The 10,780-nt window shown below is 69.6% G+C and carries 11 protein-coding genes; 2 read left to right on the plus strand and 9 right to left on the minus strand.

Annotation, left to right across the window (positions count from 1 at the left end):
- The first annotated feature begins 17 nt into the window (after positions 1 to 17).
- Positions 18 to 500 carry a DUF2147 domain-containing protein gene (locus ACFOPI_RS18425; protein ID WP_382177037.1) on the plus strand — a complete coding sequence of 161 codons (483 nt, stop codon included), beginning with the start codon at positions 18 to 20 and terminating at the stop codon, positions 498 to 500.
- A 3-nt stretch (positions 501 to 503) separates the two neighbouring features.
- Here the strand turns inward: ACFOPI_RS18425 and ACFOPI_RS18430 are convergent, their stop codons facing one another.
- From ACFOPI_RS18430 to ACFOPI_RS18470, 9 genes are all read right to left on the minus strand, one after another.
- The gene (locus ACFOPI_RS18430; RefSeq protein WP_382177039.1) at positions 504 to 1,682 is read right to left on the minus strand and encodes a cation:proton antiporter; all 1,179 of its coding nucleotides are present in this window, start codon (positions 1,680 to 1,682) and stop codon (positions 504 to 506) included.
- Positions 1,679 to 2,440 (minus strand): class I SAM-dependent methyltransferase, encoded by a 762-nt coding sequence (locus ACFOPI_RS18435; RefSeq protein ID WP_382177040.1) that lies wholly within the window; start codon positions 2,438 to 2,440, stop codon positions 1,679 to 1,681. The genes ACFOPI_RS18430 and ACFOPI_RS18435 overlap by 4 nt, the downstream gene beginning before the upstream one ends.
- The gene (locus ACFOPI_RS18440; RefSeq protein ID WP_382177042.1) at positions 2,437 to 3,210 is read right to left on the minus strand and encodes a glycosyltransferase family 2 protein; all 774 of its coding nucleotides are present in this window, start codon (positions 3,208 to 3,210) and stop codon (positions 2,437 to 2,439) included. Before ACFOPI_RS18440 ends, ACFOPI_RS18435 begins: the two co-directional genes overlap by 4 nt.
- On the minus strand, positions 3,207 to 3,977 hold the full coding sequence (locus ACFOPI_RS18445; protein WP_382177045.1) for a lysophospholipid acyltransferase family protein: 771 nt from the start codon (positions 3,975 to 3,977) through the stop codon (positions 3,207 to 3,209). The genes ACFOPI_RS18440 and ACFOPI_RS18445 overlap by 4 nt, the downstream gene beginning before the upstream one ends.
- Complete coding sequence (locus ACFOPI_RS18450) at positions 3,970 to 4,818, minus strand: MipA/OmpV family protein (protein ID WP_382177048.1); 849 nt, start codon at positions 4,816 to 4,818, stop codon at positions 3,970 to 3,972. Before ACFOPI_RS18450 ends, ACFOPI_RS18445 begins: the two co-directional genes overlap by 8 nt.
- Entirely contained in the window at positions 4,815 to 6,152 is a 1,338-nt protein-coding gene (locus ACFOPI_RS18455; protein ID WP_382177050.1) for an NAD(P)/FAD-dependent oxidoreductase, read from the minus strand. The genes ACFOPI_RS18450 and ACFOPI_RS18455 overlap by 4 nt, the downstream gene beginning before the upstream one ends.
- 76 nt (positions 6,153 to 6,228) lie before the next feature.
- Complete coding sequence (locus ACFOPI_RS18460; protein WP_382177051.1) at positions 6,229 to 7,872, minus strand: NAD(P)/FAD-dependent oxidoreductase; 1,644 nt, start codon at positions 7,870 to 7,872, stop codon at positions 6,229 to 6,231.
- Positions 7,873 to 7,932: 60 nt separating this feature from the next.
- Positions 7,933 to 8,730 (minus strand): beta-ketoacyl synthase chain length factor, encoded by a 798-nt coding sequence (locus ACFOPI_RS18465; RefSeq protein ID WP_382177054.1) that lies wholly within the window; start codon positions 8,728 to 8,730, stop codon positions 7,933 to 7,935.
- Entirely contained in the window at positions 8,727 to 9,932 is a 1,206-nt protein-coding gene (locus ACFOPI_RS18470) for a beta-ketoacyl-[acyl-carrier-protein] synthase family protein (protein WP_382177220.1), read from the minus strand. Before ACFOPI_RS18470 ends, ACFOPI_RS18465 begins: the two co-directional genes overlap by 4 nt.
- Before the next feature lie 136 nt (positions 9,933 to 10,068).
- Here ACFOPI_RS18470 and ACFOPI_RS18475 point away from each other — a divergent pair, with 136 nt between their 5' ends.
- Complete coding sequence (locus tag ACFOPI_RS18475) at positions 10,069 to 10,755, plus strand: hypothetical protein (RefSeq protein ID WP_382177057.1); 687 nt, start codon at positions 10,069 to 10,071, stop codon at positions 10,753 to 10,755.
- Positions 10,756 to 10,780: the final 25 nt, after the last annotated feature.

Consider the following 10,780-nt stretch of genomic DNA (forward strand, 5'->3'; position numbering starts at 1 on the left):
TCACGCGGAGCCAAAGCATGAAGATCCACGCATGGGCTGTCGGCATCGCCATCGCTTCGACGATGGCCAGCACACTGGCCCAGGACAAGGGCGATGATTTTGTGGGCTACTGGATCACGGCGCAGGGCGACGGGATTGTGGAGCTCAAGCGCTGTTCGCTGTTCAAGGATGCGCCCCCGACAGCGCTTTGCGGCGAGATCGTTTGGGACCGGGAGGTCGAAAACCCCAACCGAAGCGTCGCCCTGGACTGCAACAGAAAGGTGTTTCAGGCCACCAAGTTCAACGCCGGCGTGTGGACAGAAGGCTGGGCCTTCGACACACGCACCCGCAAGTTTCACAGCATCAAGCTGCGACTGAAGGACGGCAATTTGCACGCACGCGCCTATGTGGGCAGCGAAGTCAACGGCGCGACCGAGGTGTTCACCCGCGTCGACACCGTGCCCCGCGGCTGCGAGCAGCGCGCCCCCGACCCGACTTCGGTCAAGGGCGCGGGCAAGTAGCCCTCAGCGGTGCGCCGACATCCTCGGCGCCACCACCGGCACCGTCAGCATGGTGCTGGCCACCGCCATCAGCAGCAGGGCGGTGAAGGTCTCGCTGGTGATGACCTGCTTGTCCAGCAGGATGTTGGCGAAGATGATCATGATCAGCGCCTTGGTCTGCAGCAGCCAGCCGATGACGCTGGCCTCGCCCGGCGCCCAGCCGAGCACACGGCCGGCGATGCGCACGCCGATCAGCTTGCCGGCCACCGACACGAACAGCAGCAGCGCCGCCGCCGCGAACACCTCGGCGCCGCCCACCGCCCAGTTGGTGCGCAGGCCGGTGGAGAGGAAGAACACCGGCATCATCACCAGCAACACGTGGTGGCGCAGCTGGTCGAGCTTGTCCTGGTTGAACCAGTGCGCGTCCATGATCGCGCCGGCCAGGAAAGCGCCCACCATGTAGTGCAGGCCGGCCCAGTCGGCGCCGAAGCCGCAGGCGGCAAGCCAGATCAGTGCCACGTACCAGCGGTCGCGTTCCTGCAGCCAGGCCATCAGGCGGCGGAAGCCCCAGCCCAGCACGATGAAGCCTGCGAGAAAGGCGGCCTGTTTGCCGACGCGGCTCCAGTCCATCAGGATGAGCGCGAGCACGCCCCAGATCGCGATGTCGTCCAGGCTGGCATAGCGCAGGATGCGCTGGCCCAGCGGCTGGCGCAGGATCTCCAGCTTCTCCATCAGCAGGATCAGGATCGGCAGTGCGGTGACCGCGCAGGCCATGCCGACGCCGGTGACGAACTGCCAGTCCTGCGCGAGCGGCCCCATCCAGCCCGGGAACTGCAGCAGCACCATCGCGGCGCCGCAGCCCAGCAGCAGCGGCACGCCCAGCGCCAGCCCGGCGGTGATGCCGCTCTCGCGCCGGTGCTTCCAGGCCTGGGCCAGGTCCAGCTCCACGCCGGCGATCATCACGAACAGCATCACGGCCCACCAGGCGATGCCGTTGAGGGACTGCACCACCGCAGGCGTGAAGACGAACTGGTAGTAGTCGGGCGACCATTTGCCCAGCACCCCGGGCCCCAGGAGGATGCCCATGATGATCTGCACCACCACCAGCGGCGCGAAGTAGTCGGTGTTGAACACTCTCCAGACCAGCCAGGGCAGGCTGAAGATGATCAGCATCGCGATCAGGAAGATCTCGGTGGTGTTCACGCTGGCCGCACCCCGGTGTATTCGCGGAAGATGCCCAGCGACACCGAGCAGCCCACGTCGACAAAGCCGGCGCGCCGCAGGGCATCCATGATGGTGTCGGGGTCCAGCGCCGCCTCGATGGTGTCGCCGTAGTAGGCCCAGAGCTTCTGCACGTCCGCGTGCCGGCCCGTCAGCCGCGCCAACAGCGGCACCAGCACCGAGATGTGGAAGCGCAGCAGGCCGCGCAGCAGGCGGCCGCGCGGGCGGCTGATCTCCATGATGCAGACCTTGCCGCCCGGCTTGAGCACGCGCAGGTACTCGGACAGCACCTGGTTCAGGTCGTCCACATGGCGCAGGGCATAGCCCATGGACACGAAGTCGGCCTGTGCGTCGGGCAGCGGAATGGCTTCGCCAAAGGCTTCGATGGTCTCCACCGACACCTTCTTGCGCAGCTCGGCCAGCATGCCGGGCGAGGGGTCGACTGCGATCACCCGGCCCGTCGGGCCGACCAGCTCGACCCCGGCCACCGTGACCAGGCCGGTGCCGGCCGCCACGTCCACCAGCGTCATGCCGGCGGACAGGCCGTTGCGCTTGAGCACGTCGCGCCGGTACCAGGTGCCGCTGCCCAGGGCGGTCAGGCTCTCGGCGCTGTCGTAGCCGCCGGCGGCCTCGTTGAACATGGTCTGGGTGAGCTGTCGGCGTTCGCCTTCGCTCTTGAAATAGGGGTGCAGGCGCGGGTCGTCCTTGAGCGCGCCCTTGCGGGCTGCCGGCTGGGTCATGTTCGTTCCGATCCGAAAAGGCGTCGCCAGACCAGCAGGGGCAGCCGCAGCACGAAGCCGATGAACAGCCGGGTGTGCATCCAGGTCAGCAGGGTGTTGTCGCGCAGGTATTTGAAATGGGAGACGCCGCCTTCCTCCGCGCTGAGGTAGCGCACCGGGGCGTCGATGTTGACCGGCCGCACGCCGGCCCAGCACAGCCGTACCACGGCCTCGGGGTCGAAGTCGAAGCGGCGCATGAAGCGGTTGCCGCGCATGATCTTCGCCAGAGGCGCGATGGGGTAGACGCGAAAGCCGTAGAGCGAATCGCCCACGCCCATCCACAGCGTCTCCAGGTTGGCCCAGCCGTTGGAGACCTTGCGGCCGTTGACGCGCAGGGCAGGGGCCTCGGGGCCGAACACCGGCTTGCCCAGCACCATGGTGCCCGGGTCGCGCTGAGAGGCGGCCATGAAGGTCGGAATGAGGTCGGCCGGGTGCTGGCCGTCGGAGTCCATGGTCAGTGCGTGGGTGAAGCCCTCGCGCGCGGCCTGTTCGATGCCGGCGAGCACGGCCGAACCCTTGCCCTGGTTCTGCGGCAGCACGATCACGCGCAGGCCGGGGTCGCGGGCGGCTTCTGCCTGCAGCAGCCGGTCGGTGCCGTCGGTGCTGCCATCGACGACGACCCACACGGGCGTCCATTGCGCGCGGGCCTGGCGCACGGTGTCGATGACGCCCGGGCCGGGGTTGTAGCTGGGGATCAGCACCAGGTGGGTGCTCGAAGCGGAAGCGGTCATGCGGGTGGGGCGGCGGGTACTCGGACCTCGCGGCGGAAATAGGCCTCCAGCTCGGTGGTGAAGGCGGTGTGATCGGTGGGGGCGTCGAAGCGGCGGCCCAGTCGGGCCTTCACGGTCAGCGGCAGCACTGGCGGGCGCAGCAGCGGCCAGGCCTTGCCCAGGTAGGCGGTGGAGAAGTCCAGCAGCACGGTCTGCACAGGGGCGTCGGCTCGCCAGGCGATCATGCCCGCGGTGGGCTGCAGCGGGTCGACCGGGAAGTGCACGGTGCGGCTGCCCTCGGGAAACAGCACCAGGTGGGTGCCCTGCTGCAGCGCTTCGCAGCCGCCCGCGATGATCTGCAGGATGCCGTCGTTGCGCACATAGCGCGCCAGCCGCGCGGCCGAGCCGAACAGCGGGTTGTCCATCAGGCTGGCCTTCATCACGCAGATCGCGTCGGGCAGCTGCGAGACCAGGATCACCGCGTCGAGCAGCGAGGGGTGGTTGGCGGCGATGACCAGCCCGCGCTCATGGCGCAGACCTTCGATCTCGGACAGGTCGAAGCGGCAGGCGCACAGCCGCTCCAGCAGGCCCAGGTAGAAACGGAAGCCCGCCGCGATCACACGCCGGCCCAGCCGCTGGCCGACGGGCCTCGGCAGCAGCGGGTGCAGCAGCATGGCAAAGGGCAGCCAGGTCAGGCAGAGCAGGGCCAGCGCACCCAGGCCGACGTGCATGGCCAGGTGCTCGTACAGGGTCCACAGCGGACCGCGTGGCCGCAGCGCGTCACTCATCGACCCGGACGCGCTCGCTCGATTCACCCAGCACCCAGGACACCGCCACGCCGCCGGCCACGTAGTGGCGCGTGCGCACCAGCGGACTGGCCTCGAACGCGGCACCGCGCAGGCTGTCGTAGCGCAGGAAGGCGCCGACCCACTGGTTGCCGAATCGTTTGGAGACGCCCACCAGGTACTGCATGCCGGCGAACCCGGCACCGGCCCGGTAGGCCGCGCGGTCGGCGGTGGCGTAGGCGGCGTCGACGCCATAGAAGTACTGGTGCTGCTTGCGGTCGCCGAACAGCGGGCCGGCCTGCAGGCCCACGTTCCAGCCCGGCAGACCGGACAGGTCGGTGAGGTCCAGGTTGAGCTTGGGGTGCAGCACCCAGCCCAGGCTCTTCGGGTTGCGTTCCAGCGTGTAGGCCGCGCGCAGCGGCAGCAGCAGCTTGAGCTGGCGGGCCTTGCCCTCGGTCTGCCACAGGGTCAGGTTCAGCTGCGGTCCGACTTCGAAGTTGGCGCGCAGGTCGGGCATGCCGGCGCGCGCCCGGATGTCCTCGCTCGACGCGGGGGGCGAGAGCGCGGCCGAGACGGTCAGCTCGGCGCGGTCGGAGTCGAACAGCTCGGCGCGCACGCCGTCGCGGTCGGCCTTGAGGAACTCGCCGCGGTAGACGAAGTAGGGCGTGGGCAGCACGAAGGCCTGGCGCTGGTCCGAGCCGCGGTAGGCGGGAAAGCTCACCGCCGCCACCCCGGCGCCGGCTTCCCACAGCGGCTTGTCTTCCGCGCCCTGGGCCGGGGCGGTGGCCCCCAGCAGCAGGCCGGCCAGACCCAGAACGGACGCGAGTTGGTGGAGGGTCTTCATGCGTTGTACATGGCGGGATCGTCCACCTTGCGGATGTTGAAGCGGCGCCGCTGCCAAGCTTTGAAAGCGCGCCGGGGCTGGGTGATGTTGGCGATGTAGTACATCGCCTTGAACACGAGGATCGAGCGCCAGATCGGGGTTTTGCCGAACACATCGCCCGCCAGCACCGACAGGATGGCTTCCTTGACGCGGAACACGTTCTTCGGACCCATCAGGAAGTCGCGCATGATCGGATTGGTGACGCGGTAAATGAACCAGGAAAACTCCTTGGGCCCGTGGCGCATCACCCGGTCGAAATGTTTGAACGCGGCGGCGGCGCGCTGCGGCTGGCGCAGGCAGGTGTCGATGGTGTCGGCGCCCACCACGGCGCTGTGCATGGCGAGCCAGACGCCCGAGGAAAACACCGGGTCGATGAAGGCATAGGCGTCGCCGAGCATGAGGTAGCTCTCGCCGTGGTTGCGTTCGGAAACGTAAGAGAAGTTGCCGGTGGCTTCCACCGGGCTCACCTGCGTGGCCATGGACAGGCGCTCGGCCAGCGGCGGGCAGGTGGCGATGTTGTCCATCAGGAATTCCTGCAGGCTGCGCGCGCCCTTGGACTTCATGTGGTACGGCCAGGTGACCATCCCGATGCTGGTGGTGCCGTTGGTCAGCGGGATGAACCAGAACCAGCCGTGCGCGAACCAGAAGATGCGGATGTTGCCTTCCTCTTCGCCTTCGCCGCGGCTGGCGCCGTGGAAGTGCGCGTAGAGGGCCGAGCTGTTGTGGCGCGGGTTGCGGTGCTTGATGCGGAAGCGGTTGGCCAGGAAGGTGTCGCGCCCCGAGGCATCGACCACGAAGCGCGCGTGCCAGCGCACCGCCTGGTCATCCGCGTCCATGGCGCTGACATGGGCGCCACCGCCGTCCAGAAATTCGACCCCGGTGACCTTGACCCCCTCCAGCGCCAGGGCGCCCTTGTTGCGGGCGTGGCGGAACAGGATGTGGTCGAAGTCGGCGCGCCGCACCTGGTAGGCGGCGGGCATGGACTTGTCCCAGGCGTCGGCGAAATAGAAGGTCTGGGCGCGGCCATGCTCCATGGAGACGAACTCCGCACCCGGCTTGTGCATGCCGATGGCCTTGATCTCGTCGGCGATGCCCATCTGCTCGAACAGCGGCAGGTTGGCGGGCAGCAGGGATTCACCGATGTGAAAGCGCGGGTGGTGGGCCTTTTCGAGCAGCACCACTTGGTGGCCTTTTTCGGCGAGCAGGCTGGCCACCGTGGAGCCGGCTGGGCCGCCGCCGATGACCAGCACATCGCAGGAAGGGGCGCTGACGCTGCCCGGGGCCGGTGTGTTCATGGCGTGGGATTCGGAATGCAATGCGGAGGCCGCCGGGCGGGCGCCGGCGGAAGCCCCGCATCATAGTCCGTTGCCCTCAGCAGACCGGCTCGGGCAGCCGGCCCGGAAGCAGGGCGCAGGCCGGGTCGCTGGCGCCGGAGTCCGGCGTCACCAGCCGGCCCAGTGCGCCGGTGTCCAGCCCGGGGTGCTCGGCCAGGGCGCGACCGAGGATCTGCCCGGCCAGGGTGTGCAGCTGGGCGTTGGACGTGCGGATGCGGGCCACGAAGCCGGCGGCGTCCAGCGTGTCGTTGAGGCTGCGGTTGAGTTCGGCGAACCAGGGCAGGGCGGCCTGGTCCAGCATCACGGCCGGGTTGCGCTTCTCGCTCACCGCCGACCAGGCGCGCAGGAAGTCCTGCACTGCGCGGTTGAGCGCCTGGCACTGGGCCAGCTCGCTGCGCAGCGCGGCCAGCGACGACAGGTCGGCCAGCCGGTCGTGGAACACGAACTGCGCCAGCACACCCCAGTAATAGGTGTAGTCCCAGATCACCTTGACCGGCAGCACCTCGGGGTCGCCGAAGATCGGGTACTGGTCCTGGTAGAGCGCCAGCGTGCTTTCATAGAACGAGTGCAGCAGCTGGTCGAACACCTGTACCCGCGCACCCAGCCGCTCGCCGCGCCGGTCCATGCTGACCAGCTCGGTGATGTAGGTGTTGCTGATGGCGATGAAGTCGCTGCCGGGCGAGTAGAAGGGATCTAGGAACAGGCCGGCCTCGCCGGTCAGCGCCCAGCGGTCGGCCGAATAGACCTGCTTGCAGCCGTAGGAGAAGCGCTTGAAGAAGGCGAAGTCCTGCAGCAGGTGGCGCTTGCCGTCCAGCTCGTCGAACAGCAGCGGCTGGTAGGTCTGGAACCAGTCCATGGCCTTGTCGAACGTGTCCATGGTGTCCAGTGGGTGGATTGCCGGGTCGGCCACGATGCCGACCGAGTGCGAGCCCGAGGACAGCGGGATCAGCCAGACCCAGTAGCCCGCACCGACCAGGTGGTTGGTCGACAGCCAGCGCGCCGGTGGGTCGCAGCGCCCGCGCCACTCGGCGTTGTCGGTCCAGCGGTCGATCTCGATGCGGTCCTTGATGCGGAACCAGATCGCGTGGGCGGCGTGGTTGTTCGGTTCGGCCAGTCCCTGCTTGCGCTTGATCAGGCCGGCGCGCCCGCAGGCGTCCACCACCCAGCGGCTGCTGACCTCGTGGTTCGCCCCGTCGTGGGTGTAGCCCACGCGGTGCAGGGCGGTCGGGTCGCTGGACGACTCGGCCAGGTCGATCCGGCGCACCATCGATCCTTCGACCACCTCGATGCCGCGGCGGCGGGCCTCTTCGACCAGGAAGTTCTCGAAGATGCCGCGGTCGATCTGGTAGCTGGGCACCGAGAGGTGACGGCTGGCGCCGATCTCGGTCACCTGGTCCAGATCGCGCCGGCCTTCGGAGAAGAAGAAACGGAAGCCGAACTTGCGCAGGTGGCGCTCTCGCAGGTGCTCGCCCAGCCCGAGGACCTTGTCGAAGTAGTGCGCGCCGACCTCGACCGTCGATTCACCCACCTTGTGGACCGCATCGGGCGCGGGCTCCGAACGCCGCTCCAGCACCAGGATGTCCAGGTCGGGCTCTCTCTGTCGCAGTTGCAGGGCCAGCGTCAGGCCGGCCAGTCCACCACCGAGGATCACGACGTCGCGGGAAGGGTGTTGCGGATTCATGGCGGCAGTATCGCCGCATTGTTTCGTTGTGCGGCCTTTGGAACAGGGAAACCCAGGGCTTCAGGGGGCGATGAGCAGGTCCAGCGACTGGTGGGCCGACAGGGGCCAGCGCAGCCGCGCCGCTTGCTCCTCCGCCAGGGCCTCGAACAGCGGCAGTGCGGGCGCCATGGCGTTGTGGCTGAGGGTCTGGGCGGCGGGGCTGCGGGTGGCTGGCGGATCGCCCGCGCCTGGACTCAGTTGCCAGTCCAGCCGGGCGCTGGTGGCAGACCCGGCCTGGGGCGCCAGCACCAGCGCCACGGCCAGCGCGCCCTGGCTGCGGGTGGTGTGGGTCAGGGCGCCGACAGCGGCGGTGTCGTAGGCCACGTACAGCACGGGGCGCTGCTCCGCCTCGCACTGCACCAGCGCCTCCAGCAGGCCGTGGGCGAAGCTGTGCGCGGCGCCGCTGACCGAGGTGTTGGCCTGGCCGTTGCGGGTGAGCATGCTCCAGAACCCGGCGGGCGCGTTGTGGATGGAGTGCAGGAAGCGCGTAGGCGACACGAGGGTGGGCGTGTGCACCAGGGTGCGGCACAGCTCGTCGATCACCGGCAGGTCACCGTGGGCCGAGGCAAACACCGCCAGCAGCTGTGCCGGGTCGTGGCCGCAGGCCGCCACCGCCTCGTGGGCCGCTGCCAGGGACAGCGCCACCGTCTGGGGCGCCCGGCGTCGCTCGGCCGGTGGCAGCTGGCTGGGCGCTGGAATCGGCAGGGGCGGGTCCGCCGGTGGTGCCTCGCCCCGGAGCGCGGAACGCGCCGCGGCCCAGCCGGGCAGGGTGGGCGACCAGAGCGCGATGCCGTCGATGTGGGCGCTGAACCTGCTCATGAGCCCGCTCCGTCGTCGCGACCGAAGACCAGCACGCAGTTGCTGCCACCGAAAGCGAAGGCATGGCTGGCCACGGTGTGCACCCGCTGCTCCCGCGGCGCCAGCAGCAGCCGGCCCTGGAGGCCCGCCTCGGGCGCGCGGGTGTTCACGGTGCCGGGCAGCAGGCCGTGTTCCAGCGCCAGCAGGCTGAAGACCGCACCCAGGGCGCCGGCCGCGCCCAGGGTGTGGCCGGTCATGCCCTTGGTGGAACTGACCGGCGTGTGTGGGGGAAAGCGCCGATCGATCAGGCGCGCCTCGACCTCGTCGTTTTTCGGCGTAGCGGTGCCGTGCAGGTGCAGGTAGTCGATGTCGCCGGCGCTCAGCCCGGCTCGGGCCAGCGCCTGGTCCAGCGCGGCCTCGGCGCCGGCGCCGTCGGGGTCGGGGGCGGACAGGTGGTGGGCGTCGCTGGACTCTCCGTGGCCCAGCAGCTGCAGGCCGCCGGCGCCCCGTTCGAGCAGCGCGAAGGCCGCAGCCTCGCCGATGCTGATGCCCTGGCGCGCCTCGTCGAAGGGTCGGCAGGGGTCGGGCGACACCAGCTGCAGCGCGTGGAAGCCGAACAGCACGCTGCCGCACAGGCTGTCGACCCCGCCCACCACGGCAGCGTCCACCAGCCCCAGGCGGATCAGGCGCTCGGCGGCTGCAAACACCTTGGCGCTGGACGAGCAGGCGGTAGAAATCGTGAATGCCGGCCCCTGCAGACCCAGCACCTCCTGCACAAAACCGGTGAGCGAATGCAAGGTGTGCAACGCCGGGTTGTCGGGCTGGGGCGGGAACACGCCGGTGGCGTCGAGCGCCTGGTAGGCGTCTTCGGTGGCGCCGATGCTGGCGGTGGACGAGCCGAGCACCAGGGCCACCCGGCCGGCGCTGTGGCGCCGCACCGCGGCGCCGACCGCATCCACAAAGCCGTCGGCCTGCAGGCCCCGCCAGGCCAGGCGGTTGTTGCGGCAATCCCAGTGCGCCCAGCGCGCCGGCAGGGGTTGGTCCAGCCCGGCGACGCGGCCGACCCAGGTGTCCAGGGGCCCGGCCATCGGGTTGGCGCCGAAGTCGTGCGGTCCGAGCGGGCGCAGGCCGCTGCGGCCCTGCGCGATGGCGTCCACCATCGCCGCCCGGCCGTCGCCCAGGGCCGACACGGCGGTGAAGGCGGGGATGCGAAGCGGAGGAATGGGCACGGTGATCGGTCAGGGGATGGGGTGGTGGCGGGCATTGTAGGGAGCCGGCCAGGGGCTGCGGACAGGCCACCCCCCGGTAAAATCACGGGTCCGTTTGTATGGCGCCTCCTGGCGCGCACCTCCTTACCCCATGCCCCCTTCGACGACCGAACTGCCCCCGCCGGCGGCCTCTTCCGTGTGGCCCTGGATCAAAGGCTTGGTGGCGGCCCTGGTGGCGGTGGCCTGGGCCGTGGCGTCGCACGTCGCGGCCGGCCAGAGCGAACCCTCCGGCTGGGGCGCGGCGCTGGCGCTGGCGCCCGTGGTCACAGCCCTGGTGCTGGGCCTGTGGAGCTTGCCGGCGCGCTCGCTGGGCCTGACGGGCCTGGCTCTGATGGCGGCGCTGCTGGTCGGCGCCTGGCCCTGGCTCACCGCCCGCGTACCGCTGCTGTTCTTTCTGGATCAGACGGGCGTCTATATATTGATGGCGGTGGTGTTCGGCCGCACCCTGTGGGGGCCAGGCGAGTCGCTGGTGACACAGATGGCGCGGCTGGTCCACGGCGGGGTGCTGTCGGCCCGGCAACTGGTCTACACCCGTGGGGTCACCATCGCCTGGAGCCTGTTCTTCCTGGCCATGGCCCTGGTGTCGGTGGCGCTGTTCCTGTGGGCGCCCACGCCGGTCTGGTCGACCTTCGCCTACTTGTTGGGCGGCCCGCTGATCGGCCTGATGTTCCTGGGCGAATTCCTCTGGCGGCGCCACGCGCTGGCCGGCGAAGACAACGCCACCATCGCCGACGCCATCCGCGCCTGGAAGGCGCACAACGCCGACAAGGCGCCCTGATTCCTTTCGTCCGCCGTCCGCGGGC

The organism is Hydrogenophaga luteola (assembly GCF_042648585.1).
Classification (GTDB): domain Bacteria; phylum Pseudomonadota; class Gammaproteobacteria; order Burkholderiales; family Burkholderiaceae_C; genus Hydrogenophaga; species Hydrogenophaga luteola.